The organism is Christiangramia sp. (genome assembly GCF_029937855.1).
In the GTDB taxonomy this organism is placed as follows: Bacteria; Bacteroidota; Bacteroidia; order Flavobacteriales; family Flavobacteriaceae; genus Christiangramia.
This window is the reverse complement of record NZ_JAPYPC010000012.1, coordinates 11,617-38,490: the sequence shown is the minus strand read 5'-3', so window position 1 is coordinate 38,490 and position 26,874 is coordinate 11,617. Positions and strand designations below refer to the sequence as shown.

26 protein-coding genes are annotated in these 26,874 nt (G+C 38.3%); 10 read left to right on the top strand and 16 right to left on the bottom strand.

Going from position 1 to position 26,874, the window contains the following annotated elements:
* Window positions 1-3: 3 nt before the first annotated feature.
* The 5 genes from Q1K34_RS08470 to Q1K34_RS08450 all read right to left on the bottom strand — a co-directional run bounded on the left by Q1K34_RS08470 (window position 4) and on the right by Q1K34_RS08450 (window position 7,640).
* Window positions 4-1,242: a M48 family metallopeptidase gene (locus Q1K34_RS08470; RefSeq protein WP_300437194.1), complete on the bottom strand. Its 1,239-nt coding sequence runs from the start codon at window positions 1,240-1,242 to the stop codon at window positions 4-6.
* Between the two features lie 50 nt (window positions 1,243-1,292).
* The gene (locus Q1K34_RS08465; RefSeq protein WP_300437192.1) at window positions 1,293-2,111 is read right to left on the bottom strand and encodes an RNA methyltransferase; all 819 of its coding nucleotides are present in this window, start codon (window positions 2,109-2,111) and stop codon (window positions 1,293-1,295) included.
* Window positions 2,112-2,186: 75 nt separating this feature from the next.
* Entirely contained in the window at window positions 2,187-3,500 is a 1,314-nt protein-coding gene (locus Q1K34_RS08460) for an amidohydrolase family protein (protein WP_300437190.1), read from the bottom strand.
* Window positions 3,501-3,512: 12 nt separating this feature from the next.
* Complete coding sequence (locus Q1K34_RS08455) at window positions 3,513-6,482, bottom strand: amidohydrolase family protein (RefSeq protein ID WP_300437187.1); 2,970 nt, start codon at window positions 6,480-6,482, stop codon at window positions 3,513-3,515.
* 84 nt (window positions 6,483-6,566) lie between these two features.
* Entirely contained in the window at window positions 6,567-7,640 is a 1,074-nt protein-coding gene (locus Q1K34_RS08450; RefSeq protein ID WP_300437184.1) for a DUF3810 domain-containing protein, read from the bottom strand.
* Window positions 7,641-7,728: 88 nt separating this feature from the next.
* Here Q1K34_RS08450 and Q1K34_RS08445 point away from each other — a divergent pair, with 88 nt between their 5' ends.
* Window positions 7,729-9,189, top strand: a complete 1,461-nt coding sequence (locus tag Q1K34_RS08445) for an aminoacyl-histidine dipeptidase (RefSeq protein ID WP_300437181.1) — start codon at window positions 7,729-7,731, stop codon at window positions 9,187-9,189.
* Between the two features lie 68 nt (window positions 9,190-9,257).
* Here Q1K34_RS08445 and Q1K34_RS08440 read toward each other — a convergent pair whose 3' ends face one another.
* The 3 genes from Q1K34_RS08440 to Q1K34_RS08430 all read right to left on the bottom strand — a co-directional run bounded on the left by Q1K34_RS08440 (window position 9,258) and on the right by Q1K34_RS08430 (window position 12,056).
* Window positions 9,258-10,394 (bottom strand): peptidylprolyl isomerase, encoded by a 1,137-nt coding sequence (locus tag Q1K34_RS08440; protein WP_300437178.1) that lies wholly within the window; start codon window positions 10,392-10,394, stop codon window positions 9,258-9,260.
* Between the two features lie 88 nt (window positions 10,395-10,482).
* Window positions 10,483-11,043 (bottom strand): gliding motility-associated peptidyl-prolyl isomerase GldI, encoded by a 561-nt coding sequence (gene gldI, locus Q1K34_RS08435; RefSeq protein ID WP_300437176.1) that lies wholly within the window; start codon window positions 11,041-11,043, stop codon window positions 10,483-10,485.
* The gene (locus Q1K34_RS08430; protein ID WP_300437174.1) at window positions 11,040-12,056 is read right to left on the bottom strand and encodes a bifunctional oligoribonuclease/PAP phosphatase NrnA; all 1,017 of its coding nucleotides are present in this window, start codon (window positions 12,054-12,056) and stop codon (window positions 11,040-11,042) included. The genes gldI and Q1K34_RS08430 overlap by 4 nt, the downstream gene beginning before the upstream one ends.
* Window positions 12,057-12,133: 77 nt before the next feature.
* Here Q1K34_RS08430 and Q1K34_RS08425 point away from each other — a divergent pair, with 77 nt between their 5' ends.
* Together Q1K34_RS08425 and Q1K34_RS08420 are read left to right on the top strand one after the other, a co-directional pair.
* Entirely contained in the window at window positions 12,134-13,147 is a 1,014-nt protein-coding gene (locus Q1K34_RS08425; protein ID WP_300437171.1) for an alkaline phosphatase D family protein, read from the top strand.
* A 78-nt stretch (window positions 13,148-13,225) separates the two neighbouring features.
* Window positions 13,226-13,645 (top strand): nucleoside-diphosphate kinase, encoded by a 420-nt coding sequence (locus Q1K34_RS08420; protein ID WP_300437168.1) that lies wholly within the window; start codon window positions 13,226-13,228, stop codon window positions 13,643-13,645.
* Window positions 13,646-14,245: 600 nt separating this feature from the next.
* Here the strand turns inward: Q1K34_RS08420 and Q1K34_RS08415 are convergent.
* Genes Q1K34_RS08415 through Q1K34_RS08405 form a run of 3 tightly spaced genes read right to left on the bottom strand, consistent with a single transcriptional unit; the run spans window position 14,246 to window position 16,042 of the window.
* On the bottom strand, window positions 14,246-14,548 hold the full coding sequence (locus Q1K34_RS08415; protein WP_300437165.1) for a DUF721 domain-containing protein: 303 nt from the start codon (window positions 14,546-14,548) through the stop codon (window positions 14,246-14,248).
* Window positions 14,526-14,966, bottom strand: a complete 441-nt coding sequence (locus Q1K34_RS08410) for a lipocalin family protein (RefSeq protein WP_300437163.1) — start codon at window positions 14,964-14,966, stop codon at window positions 14,526-14,528. The genes Q1K34_RS08415 and Q1K34_RS08410 overlap by 23 nt, the downstream gene beginning before the upstream one ends.
* Window positions 14,963-16,042 (bottom strand): DNA replication/repair protein RecF, encoded by a 1,080-nt coding sequence (locus tag Q1K34_RS08405; RefSeq protein ID WP_300437162.1) that lies wholly within the window; start codon window positions 16,040-16,042, stop codon window positions 14,963-14,965. The genes Q1K34_RS08410 and Q1K34_RS08405 overlap by 4 nt, the downstream gene beginning before the upstream one ends.
* Before the next feature lie 147 nt (window positions 16,043-16,189).
* Between Q1K34_RS08405 and Q1K34_RS08400 the strand changes: the two genes are divergently transcribed.
* From Q1K34_RS08400 to Q1K34_RS08370, 7 genes are all read left to right on the top strand, one after another.
* The gene (locus Q1K34_RS08400) at window positions 16,190-16,963 is read left to right on the top strand and encodes a tetratricopeptide repeat protein (protein ID WP_300437159.1); all 774 of its coding nucleotides are present in this window, start codon (window positions 16,190-16,192) and stop codon (window positions 16,961-16,963) included.
* A 3-nt stretch (window positions 16,964-16,966) separates the two neighbouring features.
* The gene (gene ribH / locus Q1K34_RS08395) at window positions 16,967-17,473 is read left to right on the top strand and encodes a 6,7-dimethyl-8-ribityllumazine synthase (RefSeq protein WP_300437156.1); all 507 of its coding nucleotides are present in this window, start codon (window positions 16,967-16,969) and stop codon (window positions 17,471-17,473) included.
* Window positions 17,474-17,590: 117 nt separating this feature from the next.
* Window positions 17,591-17,884 carry a hypothetical protein gene (locus Q1K34_RS08390; RefSeq protein ID WP_300437153.1) on the top strand — a complete coding sequence of 98 codons (294 nt, stop codon included), beginning with the start codon at window positions 17,591-17,593 and terminating at the stop codon, window positions 17,882-17,884.
* On the top strand, window positions 17,885-19,738 hold the full coding sequence (gene mutL, locus Q1K34_RS08385; RefSeq protein ID WP_300437150.1) for a DNA mismatch repair endonuclease MutL: 1,854 nt from the start codon (window positions 17,885-17,887) through the stop codon (window positions 19,736-19,738). It begins immediately after the preceding gene.
* Complete coding sequence (locus Q1K34_RS08380) at window positions 19,738-20,487, top strand: rhomboid family intramembrane serine protease (protein WP_300437148.1); 750 nt, start codon at window positions 19,738-19,740, stop codon at window positions 20,485-20,487. Before mutL ends, Q1K34_RS08380 begins: the two co-directional genes overlap by 1 nt.
* A complete protein-coding gene (locus Q1K34_RS08375; RefSeq protein ID WP_300437146.1) occupies window positions 20,487-21,392 on the top strand; it encodes a rhomboid family intramembrane serine protease in 906 nt (301 codons plus the stop codon). Before Q1K34_RS08380 ends, Q1K34_RS08375 begins: the two co-directional genes overlap by 1 nt.
* Window positions 21,393-22,427 (top strand): endonuclease/exonuclease/phosphatase family protein, encoded by a 1,035-nt coding sequence (locus tag Q1K34_RS08370; protein ID WP_300437144.1) that lies wholly within the window; start codon window positions 21,393-21,395, stop codon window positions 22,425-22,427.
* Here Q1K34_RS08370 and Q1K34_RS08365 read toward each other — a convergent pair.
* Genes Q1K34_RS08365 through Q1K34_RS08345 form a run of 5 tightly spaced genes read right to left on the bottom strand, consistent with a single transcriptional unit; the run spans window position 22,407 to window position 26,871 of the window.
* Window positions 22,407-23,057 carry a WbqC family protein gene (locus Q1K34_RS08365; protein WP_300437141.1) on the bottom strand — a complete coding sequence of 217 codons (651 nt, stop codon included), beginning with the start codon at window positions 23,055-23,057 and terminating at the stop codon, window positions 22,407-22,409. The two genes, Q1K34_RS08370 and Q1K34_RS08365, sit on opposite strands and share 21 nt — an antisense overlap.
* Before the next feature lie 5 nt (window positions 23,058-23,062).
* Window positions 23,063-24,628, bottom strand: a complete 1,566-nt coding sequence (gene lepB, locus Q1K34_RS08360) for a signal peptidase I (protein WP_300437138.1) — start codon at window positions 24,626-24,628, stop codon at window positions 23,063-23,065.
* Window positions 24,629-24,679: 51 nt separating this feature from the next.
* Window positions 24,680-25,399: a 4-hydroxy-tetrahydrodipicolinate reductase gene (gene dapB, locus Q1K34_RS08355; protein WP_300437135.1), complete on the bottom strand. Its 720-nt coding sequence runs from the start codon at window positions 25,397-25,399 to the stop codon at window positions 24,680-24,682.
* Window position 25,400: 1 nt separating this feature from the next.
* Window positions 25,401-25,979, bottom strand: a complete 579-nt coding sequence (locus Q1K34_RS08350) for a DUF5683 domain-containing protein (protein WP_300437133.1) — start codon at window positions 25,977-25,979, stop codon at window positions 25,401-25,403.
* Window positions 25,969-26,871: a ParB/RepB/Spo0J family partition protein gene (locus Q1K34_RS08345; RefSeq protein ID WP_300437130.1), complete on the bottom strand. Its 903-nt coding sequence runs from the start codon at window positions 26,869-26,871 to the stop codon at window positions 25,969-25,971. Before Q1K34_RS08345 ends, Q1K34_RS08350 begins: the two co-directional genes overlap by 11 nt.
* Window positions 26,872-26,874 lie beyond the last annotated feature (3 nt).

The following is a 26,874-nucleotide window of genomic DNA, read 5'->3' as shown; positions in this document are numbered from 1 at the left end:
CAACTAAATTCCAGTCTTCAAATTCCGATATCGCTGTAGCAGACTGGGATGAGAGTAATGTACAAAAATATAGGCTTTGTGCGGAGTTAAATTACTCAAGGTATTTTTTGATAATTTTTTCAGACTGGATATAAGAAATTTACCAGCGTATGTTGTCCTGGCGAAATTATCTGCCTGATATTCGAATTTTCTGGAAATATAATTCATAATAAGACCAGTAATTTCTGAAATAGGACTATATAGAATTCCAAAGGCTACAAGGCCAATATGAAAACTTGGGTTCTCCACTCCAAGTGCCTCAGATAATACCGGATTTCCTACGAAAAGGGACAGCAGCCATAGGGTAAAACCCGTGGTTAAAACAGAAGCAGCCATATTCACAATAGTATGATTCTTTTTATAATGACCTACTTCATGGGCCAAAACCGCCACAATCTCTTCTTCCTCCAGGTCATTGATCAGCGTGTCATATAAGGTGATCCTTTTTTCGCTTCCAAAGCCTGAAAAATAGGCATTGGCCTTGGTGCTTCTTTTGGAACCATCAATAACAAAGATATTGTCCAGTTTAAAACCTACACTTTTTGCATATTCCTCTATTTTAGTTCTTAAAGAGCCTTCTTTCAGCGGAGTTTGCTTATTGAACAGCGGGACAATGAGCTTAGCATAGAACATATTCATGAATACTGAAAATATGGAAATGAGGATCCACGCATACCACCAAAAATCATCTCCGGCAAATTGGTAGAACCATACGATAAGCGCCAGGATTCCACCACCAATGATGGCACCCATCGCCAGACCTTTAAGTTTGTCCAGAAAGAAAGTGCCTTTTGTGGTTTTGTTAAAACCATATTTTTCCTCGATCACAAAGGTGCTGTACCATGAAAATGGAGTCATCAGTATATCACTTCCCAACATGATTATTCCGAAGAAAATTAATGCAATAATGATTGAATTATCACTGATACTTCTGGCGATCTCATCTACAAATTCAAATCCGTCAAATATGATAAACCCCAGCGTTAAGAGAACCGAAAAAGTGGAAGTGATCATTCCGAATTTAAACCGTTCTTTTTTATAGGCCTGAGATTTTTCGTATTCCTCCGCATCATAAACATCATCGAGTTCCGTAGGAATAGGATCATCAAAATGCCCGGCATTAAGTGCATCTAGGATCTTATCTATTACAAAATCTATTATGATAATTCCAATGATGATATAAAATAGGTTTTCTGAATTCAAGATTGTTTATTGTTTGGTGTTTATAATTTTAACTCTTCACTTTTCACGCTTCACGCTTCACTCTTTATGCTGCGCTGACGTTTAGCCTCAAAAATAAGAATTCCTGCGGCTACAGAAACATTCATGGAATCTATTTCGCCATGCATGGGAATGATGATATTTTGAGTAGAATTTTCCAGCCATTCATCACTAAGTCCCGTTGCCTCAGTTCCCATAATAATTGCTGAACTTTCTCTAAAGTTTATGTCATAATAAGGTTTTGAAGCCTGAAGAGCCGCAGAATAGATTTGAATATGTTCTCTTTTCAAAAATTCAATAATTTCTGAAGTGCTTCCGATGGCGATTTGATTGGTAAAAATACCGCCAACGCTACTTCTTATAATATTAGGATTGTACAGATCTGTTTGAGGATTGGCAATGATCACGGCATCTACCGCCGCAGCATCGGCTGTTCTTAAAATAGCACCAATGTTTCCTGGTTTTTCAGGAGATTCTGCTACAAGGATCAATGGATTAGTATTTTTAAAATTAAGATTTTCCAGCTTATGTTCTTTAGAGCGAAAAACAACTATGATCCCTTCAGTGCTGCCGCGATAAGCGATTTTATTATAAACCTCCTGACTAATCTCTGTTATTTCAGCTGCTTTTTCGTTGTTGGTTTTAGCAATTTCAACAACATCCTGAAAACTGATCAATTCAGGAACAAAATAGAGGTGAAGTGGGATATATCCGCCTTTGATGGCCAGGCCTACTTCCCGTTTGCCTTCCACAATAAAAGCATTCTCTTTTCTGCGGTTACGGGATTTTTCCTGCAACTGAAGCAGCCATTTTATTTCCTTGTTTTGAGGGCTGGTGATCTGTTTAAACATGCGCGTAAAAGTACGGAGATATTGGCCATAAAAAAAGCCCCTGAAATTTCAGGGGCTTTTAAATTTTAAGCGATATTATTCGCTCTCCTGATTTTTATATTTATTGGAATATCTTTTCCAAAGTTCTGTTTGATGAGTTTCCAGGCTCACTTCCCTTCCGTCTATAAAGGCGTGGGAAAGTATGTTGGTTCTCATATCCAGTGCATCACCTTCAGAAATAAATAAGGTAGCCGATTTTCCTTTTTCAAGGCTTCCGTAGGTATTATCAATCCCCAGGATTTTTGCCGTGTTGGAGGTAATTAGTTTGAGGGCATCTTCTTTATCCATACCAAAACCGGCAACCGTACCAGCGTAGAAAGGTAAATTTCTTGAATTCATCCTTTCCATCTGTCCGCTACCTTCGATTGCGACTAAAACACCTTCGTCCTGCAATAATTTTGCTAATTTATAAGGATAATCATAATCTTCATAAGACTTGTTTGGAGTACTATGCGGACGGTTTACCAGCACAGGGATTTCTTCAGACTTTAACTCTTTTGCAACTCCAAGCGCATTATAACCACCTACAATTACCAGATTTTTGAGCCCCTGATCTTTCTTGAATTCGATCACGTCCAGTATTTCTTTTTCGCCATTTACGTGAACAAATACTTTCTTATCACCTTTGAATACGGTTTCCATTGCCAGGTAAGGAAGATTCTTATAATCCCTGTTTCCGGCAAGATATGCTTTGGAGGAAGCAAAGAAATCTGCCAATTTTTGAACATCTTCCTGATATTCTTTATTTGATTTCAAGCCGGGATCTTCATCTCTCCACCAACGACCTCTTCTAAATGCGTCTGGCCAGTTAATGTGTAAACCATCATTTTCTTTTACCACAGCATCTTCCCAGTTCCAGGCATCAAATTGCACAATAGAGGAAGTACCTGAGATGAGTCCGCCTCTTGGGACGATTTGCCCTATCAGAACTCCATTGGGTCTCATAGATTCCACGATCTTACTTTCAGCATTATATGCGATTAAACTTCGTACATTTGGAAGCATTTCTCCCATTTCATCTTCATCTTCCGTAGCTTTTACAGCAGCGATCTCAACAAGTCCAAGTGTTGAATTTGGCGCGATAAATCCGGGATAAACATGCTTGCCTTCCGCATTTATGATTTTTCCGGGATATTGCTGTTTGGTAAGATTTGCCGCAATCACCTCGGTTATAGTTCCATTTTCAAAAATGATTAGGCTGTTTTCTATAACCCCCCCATTTCCTAAATGTGCCGTTGCACCCACAATGCTAACTGGTTCCGACTGTTTTTCGGCAGGGGTTTGCTGTGCAAAACTGCTTGCGGAAACTATTATTAAAACTATTAAACTGTATATATTGATTTTTTTCATATTCCTTTAAATTTATTGAACCTCTTCTAAAAGATCACAATGTACACGTTGCTCTTCCTTTTTCGTTACAGGCTGGGTTTTGACCCCGCTGTTTTTTTCTTTCAACATTTGACCGATAAGCTCATTCCTTTCTTTTTTAATTTCGTTTCTCATTTTTTCATCACGATCTATATCAAAATAGATCACGCCTTCAATCATTGTTTTCTCTGGCTTAGCATAAATAGAAAGAGGATGATTATTCCATAGCACAAGATCTGCCTGCTTACCTGTTTTTATACTTCCTACAAGATCATCTACGTGTAAAAGCTTGGCAGGGTTAATAGTGACCATTTTCCAGGCGTCTTCTTCGCTCATTCCACCATACTTCACACTTTTCGCAGCTTCCTGGTTTAGTCTTCGGCTCATTTCACCGTCATCACTATTAATGGCCACGGTAATTCCTACATCATTCATAATAGAGGCATTATAAGGAATGGCATCATTCACTTCGTATTTGTAGGCCCACCAGTCAGAAAATGTGGAAGCTCCAACTCCGTGTTCTTTCATTTTATCGGCTACTTTATAGCCTTCAAGGATATGGGTAAAGGTATTAATGTTAAAATCAAATTGCTCTGCGACTTTCATCAACATATTTATTTCACTCTGTATGTACGAGTGAGAGCTAACAAAGCGTTCGCCATTTAAAATTTCAACAATGGTTTCCATTTCAAGATCTTTTCTGAAATCTCCACCTTGTTTCTTTTCAGATTCGTAAGCTTTTGCCTGGCTGAAATAATCTATAAAAACCTGCTCTACGCCCATACGGGTCTGCGGAAAACGATTTCCGCTCCAGTTTGCCTGTTTTACATTTTCACCAAGCGCAAATTTTATGAAGGGCGGCGCCTGTTCAAATATTAAATCTTCAGCAGATTCTCCCCATTTCAATTTCAGGATTGCAGAACGCCCTCCAATAGGATTTGCTGAACCATGTAAAAGCTGAATGGTGGTAACCCCACCGGCAAGATCTCTATAAATCCCAATATCTGTTGGGTCTATCACATCTTCCATGCTTACCTCGGCAGAAGAGTTATGTCCGGCTTCATTAATATCTGAAGCGGCAAGGTGGGAATGTTCATCAATAATACCGGCCGTTAAATGTTTGCCAGTAGCATCAATAACCTTTGCTCCTCCGGCATTTATACCTTCACCAATACGAACGATCTCACCATTTTTTACAAGTACATCTGTGTTCTCCAATACACCCTCCTCCTCGCTCGTCCAAACTGTAGCATTCTTAAAAAGTACATTTTCCTGTTTTGGTTTTTCTTTAAAACCGTAGGCGATATTTGGATAGGTAACCGGCATTATATTAGGTAATTTATCCTCTTTTTTATCCTTCTCTTTTTTATCTTTTTCTGAACCGGTCTTTTTAGTGGCCTGAAAAGAGGTTTCATTTCCATTTGGAAGAATAGCTTTTCCTGAAATGGTCTTATTTGGCTCAGGTACATTAGCTACGAGCCTGATGAATTCAGTTTTAGTGGTATCTGGAGAAGATAGGAGGAGGTTCATCCAGTTCTCCTGAAAATTCAGTTTAGAACCAATCTTTGTTTCTCCCATTTTCACTTCAACTTTAGGCTTGGAAGCTTCTCCGGTGATATCAAGTTCATACTGTTTGCCATCAATATTCAAATCATATTTACCAGTGATATCTGTTACGTCCATGCTTTCAAGCACTTTTTTCTCTCCCTGGATCCAGTTTTCATACAAGGTAGTTTCCTTATCAAAATAATCACCTGAGGTAATGATAAAGTTTGCCCAGGCACCTTCTTTAAGTACACCCAATTTTTCAGACAGACCTATAGTTTTTGCAGGCACTGTTGTTAGCGCCGCCAGGGCAGCTTCTTTAGGTAAACCATATTCTACGGCTTTCAATAAATTTGATTTGAAATCTTTTTCGGCATCTATAGAGTGAGTGGTAATAGTAAACGGAACATTTTTCTCCGCAAGCATTTTTAGGTTAGCAGGAGCCTGGTTCCATTCCCTCATTTCTTCCAGGCTCAAATAACCTGTTAGATAAGGATCTTCTACATCGTAAGCTTCAGGGAAATTTAGCGGTACAATATAAGTCGCATTGGAAGCTTTTATTTTATCGAGACGTTGATATTCATTTCCGCTACCAACAATTACATATTGGATCCCGAATTCATCACCTACCTTATCAGCCCTTAACTCATTAAGAAGATTATCTGTGGTAAAGATTTGTACCAGATCCTTATTCTTGTTTAAGGCTTCAAGTGCCAGATCTTTATTATCTGCATTTCCTTTGGAATACCAGTCGGCATCTAAATAGGCCTGGCGAATAAGTGCCATGGTTCCCATGATAGAAGTAGGGTAGGATTGCCTGGATTGCACACTTTTATCGAAAGACAAATATTGCGAAGACCTGTCGCTAAGAATACGATCGCCTTCGCTCACTTCAGGGGTAAGGGCTACGAGCATTCCGGTTCCTCGAATTATACCGTCTGGAACATGGGTGTTTACTACACCAAAGCCAGCTTTGTGATATTTTTCCGCTTCTTTAGCATCAAAACTAAAATGGGCCACAGCATCGGTTTCTGGCCTAATATGGTCATTCCAGTAAAAACCTTCACGGGCAGCATCATATTGGGGCCCATTACCGCCTTCAGCTCTTTTAGGCTTCTGGATTCCGAATTCACTGTAAAGATCGATAAAAGAAGGATAGACTTCCTTTCCTTTTAAATCTATTACAATACTGTTCTTCGGGATATTAATGGATTTACCCACCGCAGTAATTTTTCCCTCTTTAATGGCAAACATCCCGTTATTGATCAGCGTTTGTGGATCCACATGGATTTTTGCATTTTTAAAGACAGTGTAATTGGTGTTTCGCATTTGAACACCATCATTCTTGGGAAAATATTCCTGGGATTGCATCGAAAAGACACCGAGGAATACTCCCAAAATCAATAATTTTAATTTCATAAAAAACGGATTGTTTTAAGTAAATAAGATTGCTCAAAATTTTAAGAGGCTTAAAGTACTAAATTTTGATTAATTCAATGGTAATTATAGGACGTTTCGGGTATCGTCAAAATAATTCACCAGTAATGCCACCACATAACTGTAGCTTTTCATCCCTTCAGATTGATTGTTAACTATTAAATATCGGTTATAAGTAGCTTTAAACAGGGGCTCGAAAGGATTGGTATGCTGCCTCCAGAATTCATCAACTTCCCTGTAATTTGCCAGGATTCCAGGCTTTATTGTTTTTATCAATTCTTCGGCTTTGGCTTGATCACGCCTGTAGAGTTCACTCAAACAATAACTTAACGCGAAAGTATATCCTGAATATCTGAATTTTTTATTTGGATGGTTCATGGTGACAAGACATGCTATAAAATTGGCTTCGTTCTCCTTGGCAAATCCCAGCTGATGGCCTACTTCATGGCTTGCTGTTGTCGGTATTTTGTAGGGAACAATAAGAGTGTTAACCTGCGCTTCGTTCGTCAGCGGATTCAGATAACCGTTGAATCCCATATAAGTGAGCGGTAAGCTATAGAGGGATCTTTTTAAAGCGTTACCATTAAACGCAAGTTCAGGAAAATCTTTTTCAATATGGTCATAACCCTCCAGAGTGATTTCAAATAGCTCATTTTTAGTGTATTCGTATTCAATCTTAGTAGAGTCGTTTGATGCCAGTTCTGAATGAATCTTATTGGACCTCTCGATTAAGGTTTCACTTAATTTAATAAGTTTCTCCGTGGTATAGTCGCTTTCAATCTCCAGGCTTTTATGCAGTGGAAGCCGGTAATAATTAAAGCCCCAGAAAAGATGAAAACAAAAATAAATAACGGAAAGGCTCGCCAGTGCATCTGGAATCCAAAGCTTCGGATTTCTAAATCGCTGCTTAATTCTTCTAACAAGCCACCAGATTAAAAGAATAACCAGGGCAGCATATAGAAAATCTCCAAGGGAAAAAGGAATCCAGCCGAGGCTATAGCGCATTATTTTAGAAATAACCGGATATAAGCCAAGGGAATAATATTTTTCAACAAAATTAGAGTGGCCGGCAAGTATATTAATACCCAGGATTTGTACCGGTAAAAGAATGGTCAGCAGTAGTACAGATTTTCTCTTCACGGTTTAAAAATACAAATATTCGGCCGACCTCAAATTTTAGAGTTCGGTAAAATCGAATACCTTTGTGAAGACACCAAAAAATAAACCAATGAATGAAGAAATAAGGGGTTTGGAACCCAAAGTTTTATGGAATAAATTCGCCGATTTGAATGCGGTGCCGAGACCATCTAAAAAGGAAGAACGGGTTATAAAATTCATTAAAGATTTCGGAAATAATCTTCATCTTAAGACTACGGTGGATCAGGTTGGAAATGTAGTGATCTACAAACCTGCGACTAAAGGAATGGAAAACCGAAAAAAGATCGTTTTGCAGGCTCACCTGGATATGGTGCATCAAAAAAACAATGATACAGATTTTGATTTTGATTCACAGGCAATAGATATGTATGTAGATGGCGATTGGGTTAGAGCTAAAGGAACTACACTTGGTGCTGATAATGGTCTTGGCGTGGCCACGATGATGGCGATTTTGGAAAGTAATGATATAGAGCACCCTGCGATCGAAGCTTTATTTACTATAGATGAGGAAACCGGAATGACCGGAGCCAAAGGTTTAAGCCCGGATTTACTGCAAGGCGATATTTTACTTAATCTAGATACTGAAGAAGATGATGAGATAGGAATTGGTTGTGCCGGGGGAGTAGATATTACTGCTACTAAAAATTATGCAGAAGAAAAAATGCCTGAGGCCTATAGAACCTATAATTTAAAAGTAAAAGGTTTGATGGGGGGACATTCAGGAATGGATATCATTAAAGGGCTTGGAAATGCTAATAAATTAATGAACCGTTTGCTCATTAATACTTCGGAAGAATTAAAATTAAGAGTATCTGAAATAAACGGTGGTGGTCTTAGAAATGCCATTCCAAGAGAAAGTGAAGCGATTATTGCACTACCAGAAACTGAAGAAGAAAGTTTTAAAAAGGAATTGGAAGCGCGTATAAAAGATATTAAAACTGAATACGCATCTTTGGAGCCAAATCTTTCTATAGAGCTTCAAAGGTCTGTTTCACAGAAATCTTTAATGGACCTTAAATCTCAGCGGGAGGTACTTCTGGCACTTGCTGCGGCACATAATGGAGTTTACAGGATGAGCCCGGAGATTGAGGGTCTTGTGGAAACTTCAAATAATGTGGCAAATGTAAGGCTCAAAGAAGGGGAGGTGCATATTAAATGCCTTACCAGAAGTTCAGTTGAATCGTCAAAAAATGATCTTGCTAATTCCCTGACAGCTGCTTTTGAACTGGCAGGTTTCGAGGTGAAATTTTCAGGTGAATATCCAGGATGGGCGCCAAATAGTGATTCGGCTATTCTAAAAACTTTAGATGAGATCTACCAGAAGATGCATGGGGAAAAAGCCGATATTGCAGCCTGTCATGCCGGACTTGAATGCGGGATCATCGGAAGCCATTATCCCGATATGGATATGATCTCTTTTGGGCCTACTATTAGAGGGGCGCATTCTCCAGATGAAAGGGCTAGCATAAAATCTGCTCAAAAATACTGGAAATTTCTACTGGAAGTTCTAAAAAATATTCCTGAGAATTAATTTCTGAACTGTTAAAAATAAAAAAGCCCCGCGTTTTTCACGGGGCTTTTTTTATATATGCTTCAGAATTACTGCTGAGATGGAGTATCTGCCATTCCTACCAATTCAATTCTGAAGATTAGATCGGTATTTGGCGGGATTGCTCTTCCATAACCTCTTTCTCCATAACCTAGATGGCTGGGGATAAAGACTACTACTTCATCACCGATTTTCATTTGTTGCACAGCTTCTTTAAAGCCTGGAATCATTGGTGCTTCCGGTCCATAAACCACATCCATAGGTTCGTATCCATTCATGGATTCCCTGCGGTGATCGTAAACGCCACTCTCTTTCGCCAGTTCCATTTTATTGGTGTCAAAGATAGATCCATCGGTAAAATAACCTTCATAATTCACTTTTACAGTCTGTCCAATTTTAGGTTTCTCACCTTCACCTTCTGTTTCGTAGTAAATTTTCAGACCACTTTCCAGGGAATCAGCTTTCTCTTTTATAGATTCAAATTCTTCCACACGCTGATCTCTGATTTCCTGGATTTTCTTTGCTTCGGCTTCTTTTTCAGCATCGATTTCGGCTAAAGTATTTTCGAAGACTTTTGGAGCGTCAAAATTCTTTGCGGCACTTCCTTTTCGAATAATATTTACTTCATTCATTACAACATCCTTGGTTGGACGATCACGAGGGCCTGTTTCTACTTTACCAATAGAGTCTACCACGTCCTGACCTTTAACCACTTTTCCAAAGACGGTATGTTTTCCATCCAGTTGTTGAACCGGACCTAAAGTGATAAAAAATTGACTACCATTTGTTCCCGGGCCAGCGTTGGCCATAGAAAGGATTCCTTTTGAATCGTGGCTTAAAGAATCTACAAATTCATCTGGATATTTATAACCCGGGCCGCCACTTCCCGTGCCGGTAGGATCACCACCCTGGATCACAAAACCATCAATTACTCTATGAAAAATAAGGCCGTCATAATATTTTTTATCCTTATAAGTACTATCTGCCATTTTACTGGTTCCTTCTGCAAGGGAAACAAAGCTTGCCACAGTCATGGGTGTTTCTTCAAAATATAGTTCGGCAACAACCGGACCCAAAGAAGTATTGAACTCGGCATACATGCCATCTTCTAATTCAGGGTATTCCTCATTGCATGAGAACAGGCCTATGGCCATTGTAAGTAATAAAAAAAAGCTTTTTGTTTTCATCTGTAATTGTTGATTATTTGTTTGTCAGACGCAATTTGCCAAAGCTCATTTCAGTATATACCGAAACTGCTCCTGGCTCATTTCATTCTTAATTGTTGGGTTCGTTATTAGATTCTTCTTTTATATTATGCAAAGTGACCTTTGCTTTAATTGGAACATTACTTCCAATTTTTTCTTTATCGCCGTAATATCCGAAAGCTTTATGAGAAGGAAATAGAAAAGTGACTGTTTCTCCTTCTTTCATTAATTTTAGGCCCTGTCTTAATCCGGTGAATAATTTTTCTTTATCGATGGCATATTCGCGGGTGGGTTTTTCACCTTCGGCATATATGGATTCTCCTTCTATACTGGAAATGGAATAATCAAAAACCACCACATCGCCAAATTCAGGCATCTCAGTGTTCAAACTGTCTGTTGATTTCTCATTATAATAGTACCAGAACCCATCAGCTGAAGCAAGAAATTCGGTTTCTGGCTCCTGACCCATCACCTGTTTGATATAATCTTCTTCTTTAGAGATCATTTCCTTATTTCTTTCCACAGATTCGTCTATATAAGAACCGGAATTCTGAGAAACAGGACGTCGTGCTTCCGGGGATTTACAGGAAGTAACAAATAAAATCAACATTAACAGGCCTAAAATTCTCATCTTTTTAGTTGTTCAGAATATTGTGGTAGAATTTCATTGAACTTTACAATCGTATCATTCAGGGAAATATTACTTTTTCCTCCGGCAGCGTTAATATGACCGCCACCCTCAAAATGAGCGCGGGCAAATTTATTAACATCAAAATCTCCTTTAGATCTGAAAGAAATTTTAACCAGATCTTCATTCTCTTTTTCAATGAAAATTACCGCGAAAATTATACCATCCAGGGAAAGACCATAATTCACAAAACCTTCTGTATCTCCTTTTTTGAAATTATGACGGTCCAGTTCTTCCTGGGATAAACTTATATATGCGGTTCTTAATTCTTTATTGACCTTTAAATTCTGAAGAGCGGTACCTAATAGTTGAAGTTTATTTTCAGAATTAGTATCAAAAATACTGTTATGGATCAGTGCGTTTTCTGCTCCTTTATCAATAAGGTTTGCAATCACCCTATGGGTTTCACTGGATGTGGAGCTAAACCGAAAAGAACCGGTGTCGGTCATAATTCCTGTATAAAGACAGGTAGCAATTTCCGGAGTGATCTTTTTACTTGCCCTTAGTTTATCAATGAACTTATACACCATTTCACAGGTAGAACTCATCGTTGCGTCGCTATAGGTATAGTGAGCATAGTCTGATGGTTCCTGGTGATGGTCTATCATTACAAATACCGCATCTGAAGCCAGGAGCGAATCCTGCATGGAACCACACCTGGAAAGGTTGTTAAAGTCCAGCGTAAAAACGATCTGTGCTTCCGAGATTAATTGATCTGCCTTTTCCTTATCATTTTCATAAATGATCACTTCTTCGCTCCCCGGTAACCACTTTAAAAAATGCGGATAATCATTTGGGGCGATTACCTGGGCATGGTGCCCTTTGTCCGTGAGAAAATGTAGAAGTCCCAGGCTGGAACCCATGGCATCCCCATCTGGACCTTTATGTGGAACAATGACGATATTGTCAGCTTTGGCAAGTTCAGCCGTTATTTCAAGTATTCTTGTATCTATCATAATCAGGGCTAAATATACAATTTAATAATACTTAAGAAATACAGGATGCTTTAAATTTGTTTTTCAAAAATTAAGGAATGAAAATATTATTTAAGTTCTTGCCAATATTTTTTCTGGTGCTTTCCTGCGGAAGTTCTGTTAAGAAAGAGGATAAAAAGAAAGCTGACTTTACTATTGCCTTCGGAAGTTGTAACCGGCAAAACGAGGAACAGCCTTTATGGAATTCTATTTTGAAGAATCAACCCGATGTTTTTCTATGGGGAGGTGACAATATTTATGCAGATACAGATAATGCTGCAAAAATGAAGAATGCTTATGAAGATCAATCCCGGAATAAAGATTATCAAAAAGTGGTAAAAAAAATGAAGGTTTTAGGTACCTGGGACGATCATGATTACGGGTTAAATGATGGTGGTAAAGAATGGCATTTTAAAGAAGAAAGTCAGCAATTGCTTTTAGATTTTCTTGAAGTTCCGGAAAATAGCGAAAGACGAGAGCGGGATGGCGTTTATCATTCGGAAGTTTTTGAAACGGAGAAAGGAATTGTAAAAGTGATCCTTTTGGATACCCGATATTTTAGAGATAAACTAATTAAGAGTGGAGATCCAAACAGACGTTATAGGCCTTCTTCAGGAACAATTCTTGGTGAAGCGCAATGGAATTGGCTCAAACAGGAACTATTTAACAGCGAGGCAGATTTTAACGTGATCCTGTCCAGTATCCAAATCCTTTCAGCAGAACACGGTTTTGAGACCTGGGGAAATTTCCCTTCTGAAGTAGAAAAATTAAAAGAGCTCATCATTTCTTCAGAAGCCAGCAATGTGATGCTGCTAAGCGGCGACCGCCATATTTCTGAATTTTCAGCAGCAGAAGTAGGAGGCCTAAATTATCCCTTAGTCGATTTCACATCCAGCGGACTCACTCACACTTATGAGGAATTTAGCGGAGAGCCCAATAAGCATAGAGTAGGAGCCGTGGTTAAGGAAAGGAGTTTTGGAATTTTAAAATTTGATTTCAGTAAAAATAAGGTGCAAATGGAAATGAGAGGGAAGAAGAACAAATTACAGCAGGAATATATAGTTGAATTTTAGTGACGGAACATAAAAGCTTAAAGGACTTGTATATGGAAAGGAATTAATTATTTTTGCACCAAATTTAAAAACCATACAATGGCAAATAATAGAACATTCACCATGATTAAGCCAGATGCAGTTGAGAACGGGCATATTGGTGGAATATTAGACCAGATCACCGCTTCAGGATTTAGAATTGTAGCGATGAAGCTTACTCAAATGACTCAGAGAGATGCTGAAACTTTTTATGCAATCCATAAAGAGCGTCCGTTTTTTGGAGAATTAGTGGAGTTTATGACTCGTGGTCCTATCGTTGCGGCTATTCTTGAAAAAGATAATGCAGTAGAAGATTTCAGAACGCTTATAGGGGCTACCAATCCGGAAGAGGCTGCTGAAGGTACTATCAGAAAAAAATATGCTACCAGCATTGGAGAAAATGCCGTTCACGGAAGTGATAGCGATGAAAATGCACAAATTGAAGGTGCTTTTCATTTTGCAGGAAGAGAGATGTTCTAAGAATAGAATATATAATGATAAAAATGCCGGACTGAGCCTAGCGAAGTCCGGTTTTTTTATGCTTTTTTCTTAGATTGAGATATGAAGACTTTCAGGGGGAACCTGTCGGATCAAGCCTGTCAGAGGTCTGCCAGACCACCTAGCCTGCCGGACTGAGCCTGTCGAAGTCCGATTAGTTTTTGGATAAGAGTGAATACAAGCGGAGTGGAACGGAGCGAAGTAATCGCAAACACTGGAACTTGAAACAAAAGACTGCTTCAGTCACTATGTTCCTTCGCAGTGACGTTTTAAATTATACTTCACCCTGAACTTGTTTCAGGGTCTCTTGCTTAGAAGGTTATTTTAGAAGAGGTTCTTTTCGTAAAAGTCATTTTAATTGCAACCTGGTTCCATCTTTTGTCTCCACTTTGTTAAGTCTTGGACATAGAATTATGGTGAAAATACCTGAAATAATCAGTTTATAAAGGTGGTCCAATTCAGGAAATATTAAGTCTACAATATATTGACTGCCGGCAAAAAGTGTAAAAAAAGCAATGAAGTAGATGATAAACAATTTTAAAGTATGATTCATGATTCTAATGTGCTTTAAATTGACTTATTCTATCTCAACACAAGTTTCGAAATAAGTTCCTGTCCCATCTCTTCGTTAAGATTCCTGATAATTTTTTCTTTTCCGTAGCTTAATTCTTCCCTAAGTACTGAAGAGCTTAATTGTACAAAAAGCGTATCATTTTTCAGTTTTAACCCCGTGGTGTATTTTTGAATTGCCGGTCCCATCTGGCTATTCCAAACCTCTCTAACCTTGACCTGATTGAGACCTTTTTTGTCCAGTTTGTTTTCATCTACGAAACTTTTAAGCAGGTCGCCCAGTTTCATTTCCTCATTCTTTCGTCTCTTCTTCATCCTGGCTTATTAATGGTTTATATCTTTGATAATAATACTTTTTATTGTCTTTGTTCAAAATTACCAACTCTTCTTCGTTAGCTTCTAAAATTTCCTCCTGCCATTCATCAAATGGAGTGGAATAGTAAAGAATTAATTTGTTATCCTCGATTTTTGCGGTGATTTTTTCTGAATCATTCGATGCTTTTATAAATCCACCATCAATCTTTGGTTTTAATTTTTTTCTGAATCCCGTGGAATCCTGAATTTCAATATAATCTATAAATTGGCTAAGGCTGTATTCTACCACAGAATCATTTTCAATTTCCACTTTTTCAATCTGCCAGTATCCGTTGAGGTTCTTTAATTGCTCCTGTGGATCATTCTGAGAGCAGGAAACCAGGGCGAAAATTGAAAATATGAAGATCAGTCTTTTCAAAGCTTAAAAATTTTGTACGATTGATTGCTACTTTTGACTACTTTTTCAGTCCTGTCTGCATGCGTGTCACTAAGGAAAATTTGTCCCAACTCATTTGTTGCTACCAAAGCTACTATATGGGCGACCCGGTTTTCATCGAGTTTATCAAAAATATCATCCAGTAATAAAATTGGGTTCACTTTGCTTATTTGTTTGATAAAATCAAACTGAGCAAGTTTTAAGGCGATTAAAAATGATTTCTGCTGACCCTGAGATCCAAATTTCTTAATGGGATGGCCTTCAATTTCAAAACTCAGGTCGTCTTTATGCGTTCCAACTGAAGTATATTGTAAAGCCATATCCTTCTGAAGATTTTCTTCCAGTAAACCGGAAAGTGAATTATCAAAAAGCTGGCTTTTATAATTGATGTCAACAATTTCCTTATTATTGGTAATATCTGAATAGCGGTTGTTGAAAATAGGAATAAATTCCTCTAAAAACTTTTTTCGTTTTTCGAATAGATCCTGCCCCAGTGCACTCATTTGAAGATTATACACTTCTAGCGTATCGCGTTCAAAAGTATTATTTGCGGCGAAATATTTTAACAGTGAATTTCGCTGGGAAACCAGTTTGGTGTATTGTAGGAGCATATTAAGATAAACCTGGTCACTCTGAGAGATCACGCCGTCCATGAATTTTCTCCTGGTTTCAGATCCTTCAATAATCAGATCTCTATCTGCCGGGGAAATAATGACTGTGGGAATAAAACCAATATGATCACTTAGTTTATCATACGTTTTATTATTTCTCTTTATGATCTTTTTCTGACCCTTTTTGGCGCTGGCAAGGATCTTTTCCGATTTATCGTTTTTTTCAAATTCACCTTCGATCACAAAAAAGTCGGAATTGTGATTGATGTTTTGAGAAGTGATGGGGTTAAAATAACTTTTCCCAAAAGAGAGGTGATAAATACTGTCCAGTACATTCGTTTTTCCTACCCCGTTGTTCCCTACCAGGCAGTTAATCTTTTCATCGAAATCAAATTCAGCCGACTCAAGATTTTTATAATTAAGGAGGCTAAGATTCTTTAAATGCATAAGTCGCTGTGTTTCAGCTTGAACTTGATTAGTGGATTGAAGTAAATTTGAGCCCTAAAAGGACTTTAAATTATTCAAAAAATACAAATATTTTCTCTTTTAATTTTCACAAAAAATTATATTTTTGCCACGCATTAAAAATTTTTTATGGCAACGTATAAGAAAAGAGGATACAAGCCTTCCAACAAGGAGGAAAGAGAGCAAACCACAGAGCAGGAGTCTACTACTGCAGAAGTTTTTAACACCCTGGATGAAGGTGCAAGTAAGACGGAAACCTGGGTCGCTGATAATCAGAAGTACATCTATATCATTGTTGGGGTTGCCATTGTTGCCGTTTTAGGATATTTGGGGTATAATCGTTTTATAAATGAGCCAAACCAAAATGAAGCTGCGAATGAAATGGCACAGGCAGAAAACTATATGGCTTCTGCATTAAGAGCCAATGGGGCACAAAGTGATTCATTATATAATCTTGCACTGAATGGTGGTGAGGGTAAGTATGGTTTTTTAGATATTATTGAAAACTACGGCGGAACCAATGCTGCCAACCTCGCGCATTACAACGCTGGATTTGCTTACCTTAGAACAGGTAAATATCAGGAAGCTATAGAGCAGCTGGAAGAATTTGAAAGTGATGATGAGATCTTTTCAGCTTTGGCAACCGGAGGAATTGGAGATGCTTTTCTACAGTTAGAGCAGCCAGAAGAAGCTTTAGGCTACTATGAAGAAGCTGCGAAAATGAGATCTAACTCTTTTACCACACCAAGATTTTTACTGAAAGCGGCTATCACTGCGATTAAGGTAGGTGATGCGGCTGCAGCAGAAGAATATCTTCTACAAATAGAGGATGAATATCCTGATGCTCCTGAAGCAGATAAAGTGCCGGTTTATCTTGGACAGGCGCGCGCAATGAAAAATTAAAATATGGCTACAGAAGGTAAGAACCTTTCACAGTACGATAAGAATACAATCCCAAACGCGAAAGACTTTCGGTTTGGGATTGTTGTTTCTGAGTGGAATGATGAGATAACCGAAGGACTTTTTCAGGGTGCATTTGATGCCTGGATTGAAAATGGGGTGCAAAAGGAAAATATCGTCCGCTGGAATGTTCCCGGAAGTTTTGAGCTTATCTATGGTTGCAAGAAAATGCAGGAAAGCTTCGAGATGCTTGATGCGATCATTGCAGTGGGAAATGTTATTCAGGGCGAGACCAAGCATTTTGATTTTGTGTGTGATGGCGTAACCCAGGGGATAAAGGATCTGAATGTTCAAGCCGATATTCCTGTTATATTTTGTGTGCTCACAGATAATAATATTGAGCAATCCCGTGCTCGTAGTGGTGGGAAACATGGTAATAAAGGAACCGAGGCTGCCATTGCTGCCATTAAAATGGCGCAGCTACGTAAGGATGCTAAATTTTATAAGGGATAATTCACTTCTCTAAAACCTTTCAGAACGGCATTGTTATTGCTTTCATTATTAATACATTCTAGCTTCGGATTTTTGAAGCATTTTGAGTAAATTTGAATCAGCAAACAATCTACAGTTTTGAAAATCAATCTTAACAGAGTCAGGAAAAATACCAGGTATAACTACACCCCGCGCTACTATAAGGGGAAAGATACCGGTAATATCTATGATTTTGATAATAAGTTCAATAAATATAAAGAGGCTACCAACGCGATAGATTTTGGTTCTCATTGGGCAGAGGCGAGACAATCCAGCCGTACCAGAGGAAACCGAAGCATTAACAGGCGCGTGGTATATATTATCATTATTTTGCTTTTTATATGTCTGTGGATATTAGATTTTGATTTATCCATTTTCTCGAATCCCCGTTAAATGAGTAACATAATTCAACTGTTGCCCGATCATGTTGCCAACCAGATCGCTGCGGGTGAAGTGGTACAACGGCCGGCTTCAGTAATAAAAGAACTTCTCGAAAATTCAATAGACGCCAGGGCCAGCCGTATTCAGGTGGTGATCAAGGATGCCGGTAAAACCTTAATTCAGGTGGTTGATGATGGTATGGGCATGAGCCTTACCGACGCCAGAATGAGTTTTGAAAGACATGCTACTTCTAAAATAAAATTAGCCGATGATCTATTTTCTCTGAAAACCAAAGGTTTTAGGGGCGAAGCATTGGCTTCTATTGCTGCTATTGCCCATGTGGAATTAAGAACGCGTACAGAGAATGATGAAGTGGGCACCTGTTTAAAAGTAGAAGGAAGCCAGGTAACTTCACAGGATGCCTGCGTAACTCCCAAAGGCACGAGTATTAGTGTAAAGAATCTTTTTTATAATATCCCTGCCCGGCGTAATTTTTTGAAATCAGATAACGTGGAAACTCGTCATATCATTGATGAATTTCAGCGGGTAGCCCTGGCACATCCAGATATTAGCTTTTCAATGATCCACAACGGAAATGAGCTTTTTCAACTGCCTGTTACCAATTTCAGACAGCGCATTACCAATATTCTTGGAGGAAAAACCAATGAAAAGCTGGTTCCGGTAGAGGAGGATACTGAAATTGTTAAGATTTCTGGCTTTGTAGGCAAACCGGAATTTGCCAAGAAGAGTCGGGGAGAACAATTCTTTTTTGTGAATAACCGGTTTATTAAAAGTCCGTACCTCAATCATGCCGTAACAGCTTCTTTTGAAGGTTTGCTGAAGGAAAAAAGTTATCCGGGTTATTTTCTATATCTGGAAGTAGATCCAAAATCTATTGATATCAATATCCATCCTACTAAAACCGAAATCAAGTTCGATGATGAACATGCTTTGTATGCGATTTTAAAAAGCACTATCAAACACAGCCTGGGACAGTTTAATGTAGCTCCGGTATTAGATTTTGAAAGGGATTCTGAATTGGACACTCCCTATGATTACAAAAACAAACAAGCCGATGTTCCTCAGGTGGAAGTAGATAGAAATTTTAATCCTTTTCAGAATGAAAGCAGTAGGGCTTCGCAATTTTCAGGAGGGACTAATTTCAGAAAAGAAAAACCTGCTGAATGGGAAAGCCTTTATTCAGGAATGCAATCTGAAACTGATACTGATGTTGATCTACGGCAGATCGAATTTGAAAGTGAAGAGGTAACGGGGAATCTATTCGGTGCTAAAGAAGAGCAGGCTGAAAAATCAACTTTCCAGGTTCAGAAAAAATATATAGTTTCCACTTTAAAAAGTGGAATTCTGGTTATTGATCAGCACCGGGCCCATACAAGGGTGCTTTACGAAGAATTACTAAAAAACATTACAGTTTCCTCTGCAGTGAGTCAGCAACTACTATTTCCTTTGCGACTTCAGTTTAATGCTCATGAAGTGGAGATGCTAAAAGAGATAAAGGATTCCCTGGAACAAACAGGGTTTATATTTTCAGCCATTAATAAAGATGAAGTTGAAATTAGTGGAATTCCTACTTTAATTTCTGAAAGTGAAGTGGAGATTCTACTGGAACAGCTTTTAGCCGATTTTGAAAAAGACGTGCCAGATAACGGATTTTCTCAAACCGATCTTCTCGCAAAATCCTTGGCGAATTCCATGGCCGTACGTTCTGGTACCTTATTAAATTCGGCAGAGCAACAACATATACTTAACCGATTATTTGCCTGCAAAGAGCCGGCACTTAGTCCTTTTAATAAAACCGTGTTCACTACCTTAACGGTAGATGAGCTGGATAAAAAATTCGCCTGATGGGAAGAATGACAGAAACCGTTAAGGTTCTACTGATTATTAATGTAATATTTTTTATTGGTAGCCAGTTGATTGGTGATGTGGCCTATGAGTATTTCGCTCTTTGGTTCATTAAAAATCCAAATTTTCAATACTGGCAAATTATAACTCATATGTTCATGCATGGCGGTTTTATGCATATACTTTTCAATATGTATGCCTTGTGGGCTTTTGGTAGTCCTATTGAGCAAATGCTAGGCCAAAAAAGGTTTATATTTTTTTATTTCTCTGCCGGAATCGGGGCAGCGCTTCTTCATACATTGGTTAATTTCTTTGCTTATCAGAAAGGATTTAATGGGTTGCTTGAATTAGGCTGGACTCCACCTGAAATTATGAATTTTGTAGAACAGGCTTATACTTCTAACAGGTTTAGGATCCCCGAAGGTATAGAAGAGGGAACTTTGCGTTCTATGTTGGAAGCTTTTTCTAATCCTGCTGTGGGGGCTTCCGGAGCTATTTATGGCGTTTTGGTGGCCTTTGGGATGATGTTTCCAAACGTGCAATTATTTTTACTTTTTGTTCCTGTACCAATTAAAGCCAAGTATTTTATTCCCGGATTAATTGCCTTAGATTTGTTTTCCGGTTTTACGGGCTATTCATTATTTGGTGGTTCTATTGCGCATTTTGCCCATATTGGCGGCGCCTTATTTGGCTTTTTAATGATGTATTACTGGAAAAAGAATCAGTTTAATGATAATCGCTGGTATTGATGAGGTCATCAGATAGAATTAGATACAAGATCCAGACCGCTACGGTCACAGAAAAGCTCATTGCGATCAATGTGCTGGTCTTTGTATTATTCTTTCTACTAAGAACGATTTCTTTTCTTTTTCAGCTCCCATCTAATTTCTTACTGGAATGGTTTGTCTTCCCTAAAGAACCTATGGAGTTCTTGATGAAACCATGGTCTATCATTACCTATTCCTTTTTACATAGTGGGATATGGCATATTTTATCGAATATGCTAATCCTGTATTTTTCCGGAATTTATTTTCTGAATTATTTTTCACCTAAAAGATTGCTTAACTATTATTTTCTGGGTGTAATCATTGGAGCGCTGGTTTATATGCTGAGTTATAACTTATTTCCTGCCTTTCAGGGAACAGGACGATCTTACCTTATGGGGGCGTCTGCCGGTGTGATGGCTGTTTTAATTGGGATAGCGACTCATGTACCCAATATGAGGGTAAGATTAATGCTTATTGGAAGCGTAAAATTCTGGTGGATAGCAGCATTTCTGCTGGTATTGGATATCATTCAAATCCCTATGGGTAATGCCGGGGGGCATCTGGCCCATCTTGGTGGGGCTGCACTTGGTTATTTTTATACCACTCAACTTCAGAAAGGCAATGATATAGGTAAATGGTTTGAAAATATTATGGATTCTGTAGCATCTCTTTTTAAGCCAAAAGAGCGTAAAGCAAAGATGAAAACCGTGTATCGCACTGGTAAAACTTCTAAAAATACTTCTCGTTCCGGCAGAACACAGCGTATAAATAAAGACGAAAAACAGAAAAGAGTAGATGCAATCCTGGATAAGATCAGTAAAAGTGGTTATGAAAGTTTAAGCAAAGCTGAGAAGGATTTTTTATTTCAGGCAGGTAAAGAAGATTAAATGAAGAAGTTAGGAATCTTAGATAAATTCATTTTTATTTTGAATTCCCTGGCAGCGACAGCGCTGCTTTTTTCTTATTTATTGCCCCATATCCCCCCAAAATCATTTCCGTTACTTTCTGTACTAAGTCTTGGAGTTCCAGTACTTATTATTCTGAACTTAGTTTTTCTGGTTTATTGGGTGTTACGTTTAAGAAGACAGTTTTTACTTTCTTTGATCATCCTTTTATTAGGTTATAATTATGTCCTTGGCTTTGTAAAATTTTCTCCAGCTGAAACGGATGAAAAGAATGTTTCAGATTTTACCCTGATGAGTTACAACGTAAGGATGTTCAATGCTTATGAATGGTCTGAAAGAAAAGATATTCCTGAAAAGATTACCGGTTTTATAGCCAAAGAAGATCCTGATATTTTATGTGTTCAGGAACATTATATAGGCGCGGCGGAACTCGCTGAAGTTTATCCTTATGAATATGTGAAACTAAAGGCTAAGAGTGCCGAATTTGGCTCTGCCATATTTTCCAAATATCCTATAATTAATCAGGCTTCCCTGGATTTTCCTCATGATGGAAATAACAACGCGATTTATACCGATATCGTTATAAATGAAACAGATACTATACGCGTATTCAATGTGCATTTTCAGTCATTAAATATTAAACCAGGCATAGATGAACTTCAAAAAGAAGATTCCAAGAAATTGCTGGGGCGTATTGGCTATGGCTTTTCCCTTCAGCAGGAACAGGCAGAGATGTTGGTGGAAGAATTGAATAGCTCTCCCTATAAGACGATTATTGCCGGTGATTTCAACAATACCAGTTTTTCTTATATCTATAATCTGGTAAAGCAGGATGGGAAGTTTAATGATGCTTTTCTTAAAGCGGGTTCTGGTTTTGGTAAAAGCTTTAAACTGAATTATTTTCCGCTGCGCATAGATTTTCTTCTTATCGATGAGAATATGAAGATCAACGCCTTTAAAAAGTATGAAGTCGATTATTCAGACCACTATCCTGTCTTAACTAAAATAGGACTTTAATTCCTGTTCCTGTAAATAACTTAAAGCGGCATTTCCTTCATTAAAGAGGAGATCCAGAATACACAGATTTGGCAGGAACCCGGCTTTATCCTCGAAAACCTGCGTGTAAGGTATATTCTTAAAACCTTCATTAGATTTGGCATTTATCAGATTTCGATAATTCAATTTGTTTTCCGGCTTCAGAATGAACTCATCACTTTTTGTATAATCAAATTCAATTTGAAGGCAATCTGCAACAAACTCCATACACTGGTAATTCAAATCTATGAGGAACTTAAATTCCTTGTGGTAAAGAGGAAATAATTCATCTTCATAGAATTCGAAAAAAGGAGAAGTTTGATAGGAAGCTTTGAAAGCCCGCCAATGCTGCTTTTGCCAATCGAAGGCATTTTCAATTTGAATATCCCTGTACTTTTGATGGCCTTTAGTACTGAGGCCTAGTGCTGCTCTATGTTTTATAGGAATATTAAGTGTAAGTTTTCCATTAGCGTCATAAATATACATCCGGTTGCGATAGGTTTGTTTCTGATAATTATCTTCATTCTCAAACACAACTTTTTCAGCATTTATATAGGCTACCCATTGGCTGATAGGCCCAAAATAGGAGGGATGTAGTAAAACAGGTTTCATTTGGTCTAGGCTTCTCTACGTTTTTTGAAATATTTCCACCCAAAGAAGATTACCAGGACAATTAGAAAATAGGGTAGGAAAGAAGTGGGTTCTCCATCTCCTTTTACAGTAGTAAAGACTCTCTCCCATCTAATTTTGTCAAAACCGCTGGCATTTGCGTCCCAACTTAGCCATATAAATACAGGCTTTCCTACGATGTGATTGGCAGGAACATAGCCCCAGGTTCTACTATCTTCAGAGTTGTTGCGGTTGTCACCCATCATCCAGTAATAATCCTGCTTAAAGGTATAGCTATCTATAGGTTGGCCATTCAAAAGAACCTGTGTTCCATTAACTTTTAGCTCATTATTCAGCCCAAATTCTGAACCTTCGTAAGTTTCAATAATTTCCTTATAGAAAGCCATGCTTTCAGGATTAATGTCTACGGTGGTTCCTTTCTTCGGAATATATATAGGCCCTAAATTATCGTTGTTCCAATTCCGCTTGCGATCGTTGGGAAAGAGACTTGGATTTTTAACTCCGGCAGAATCTACATATTTCCTAATGGAAGCTACATTTGGATGATTTTTGAAACGCTCGTAAGCTTCGTCTGATAACGACTGAATAAAGAAAGCATTGTTATTGGGGTTATATCTGTAGCCGTCAGTAATATCATATAACTTATAAAGGTTCTGTGGATTAAACGGCTGACCTTTAGTTTGCCCAACGTATGAGAATTGTGGTTTCGCCCTGTCTGGAAGCTCCAGTTGTTCTCCATTAATATGAACGTATCCATTCACTACAGAGAGCGAATCTCCCGGAATTCCTACAGCCCTTTTTACATAATTTGATTTTTTATCTATAGGTTTTTTGTAGTGTTTACCAGATCTATCAAAGAATTTTCTAACGGTATCTACAGGCCAGTTAAAAACGACAATATCATTTCGTTCCACCTTTTCAAATCCCGGAAATCTTAAATAAGGAATTTGGGGTTTATTTAAATAGGACTTTACCCCGAGAACCGGAATTGTATCATGCACCATAGGAAATGCGACGGCTGTACCTGGTACCCTTGCTCCGTAATGGAATTTACTTACAAAAAGGAAGTCACCTACCAGAAGCGTCTTTTCCAGTGAAGAAGTCGGAATGGTGAAAGGTTGCATAAAATATGTATGCACAATGGTAGCTGCAATTACCGCGAATAAAATCGAGCTTATCCATTCGCCGGCTTCTGTTCTTGGTTTTAGATCGCGATCCACGATATAAGCATTATCTGTAGCGTAATTCACATAATAAATATAGAAGCCAAGCGTAAGGATGACCGCAAAGGTTTCCGTAGTAGAATTTCTGCCGAAACTTCGAATGATTTCTACCCAGATCACAGGAATTATAATAAGGTTTACAATGGGTATAAACATTAAGATCACCCACCATTTCGGGCGGTTAATGATCTTCATTAGAATTATTGCATTGTAAACTGGTATAGCGGCCTCCCAGGCTTTTCTACCTGCTCTTTGATACAGTTTCCAGGTTCCCAGAAAATGGACTACCTGGATAAGCAGGAAAAAAATAAACCATTCGGTAAATGTCATATTTAAAAGTCTTTACACTATAAGGCAGGATATGCCCAAAGTTGTTACATTTTAGTTATTAAAAAGATCTGATAATACGTCTTTCATCGTAAAAATTCCGGTCTTATCTTTAAGATATTCTGCGGCAACTACTGCTCCAAGGGCAAATCCGTGGCGAGATTTTGCCGTGTGGACAATCTCAATTTTGTCTATGTTAGATTCGTAGCTAACGGTATGTGTTCCGGGAACATTTTCTTCCCTTTTGGCATGAATGGGAATTTCATCTTCATCAGCATCGTCAAGTTGCCAGCCTTTTAATTTAGAGTTTTCTTCGAGAATTTGCTGCGCCAGCGTTATAGCTGTCCCGCTTGGAGAGTCCAGCTTTTGAACATGGTGTATCTCTTCTATGTTTACAGAATAATCTTCGAGGCCCTGCATCATGCCGGCAAGTTTTTTATTGAGTTCAAAGAATACGTTCACTCCTAAACTGAAGTTGGAAGCATAGATAAATGCTGAATCTTCTTTTTGGCATATTTCTCGGGCTTTCTCATATTCTTCCAGCCACCCGGTAGTCCCTGAAACTACTGGGATTTTATGTTTAAAGCAGGTAGTGATATTTTTAAAAGCGGCTTTAGGAACACAAAAATCTATAGCTACGTCAATTTCTGAAGCACCTAAATCATGGTTTTCAATATCATCGTCAACTTTTAAAACAATTTTATGGCCACGATCTCCCGCAATATCTTCAATGGTCTTTCCCATTTTTCCGTAACCTAATAGCGCTATGTTCATTTTAAAATCTGTAATTAAGAGTGAGTCCGTAATTTGTTTTACCTGATAATGCGTCGAAATCCAGGTTTGGTTGCACAGAAAGATCTTCGTCAACATTAAATTGTCTAAGATGAGCTTCCACGTTCGCATCCACTATATTCAGGATATAAATTCCTACCGTTACAAGAATTGAAATCTCCTTGTTTTTCTGAAAAAGCTCCTGGGCTCTTATCAATCCGGAAGTAGTTATCCTCCCTTCAAATTGATCTGGTCTTCCAGCAAGGCGATTTTTATAGGCTTCCCGGTATTTGTCATATTCCTTGTCGTTTTTCAGATAGAAATACACACCAGTACCCAGACCTCCGTAGGCAATAGGTATTTTCCAGTAGCTACCATTATATGCCTGACCAAGCCCCGGCAGAATAGCGGAATAAAATGCTGCTTTTGCAGGTGCCAAAGCATTATAAGGTTCGTAATCTTTTTCTTTTGTTTCCTCTTTTGGCAATTGTTCTGAAGTTACCGCAAGGGAATCCTGTTGTCCCGTAGCAATTGAAAAAAATCCTAGAAAACAAATTAAGAAAAAGTTGAATTTAAGCTTCACCCCGAATTAATTTTTTGATCCTTTCGAAATCTTCTTCGGAAGAAAATGGTATGGTTAATTTTCCGCTTCCTTTTTTGGTAAGCTTTACATCAACTTTAGTTCCGAGGTATTCGGTAAATTCCTTGATGCCTTTCTTATAGGTAGTTGGAACTGTAGATTTTTTACTTGCTGTAGTCGGTTTTCCGTCTGAATTTAATTCCCGAACCAATTTTTCTGTTTCTCTTACAGAAAGTGATTTTTGAATGATCTTTTCATAGATCTCCAATTGCTTTTGAGTGTCGTCTACATTGATAAGAGCTCTGCCGTGTCCCATACTTAGAAACCCATCCCGCATTCCGGTTTGGATAATGGGATCCAGTTTCAATAATCTAAGATAATTTGCTATGGTGGAACGGTTTTTACCAATTCGTTCGCTTAATTGTTCCTGTGTGAGCTGGATTTCATCAATTAAACGTTGGTATGATAATGAAATTTCTATTGGGTCAAGATCCTGCCGCTGTATATTTTCAACCAGCGCCATTTCAAGAGACTCCTGGTCATTCGCAATCCTGATATAAGCAGGAATCGTTTTTAATCCCACAAGCCTGGAAGCTCTAAACCTTCTTTCTCCTGAAACTAACTGGTATTTGTCAAAATCCAGTTTTCTAACCGTTATAGGTTGAATCACCCCTAATTCCCGAATTGAGGAAGCAAGTTCCTTTAAAGATTCTTCATTAAAGCTGGTTCTCGGCTGAAATGGGTTGACTTCAATAGAAGATAATTCTAATTCCACGATATGGCCAACAAGCTTGTCGGCGTTTTTATCTTCAGCAGATTTTATATCATTCTCGGGATCTTTCAGTAGGGCTGAAAGTCCTCTTCCTAATGCTTGTTTCCTGGTCGCCTTGGCCATTGT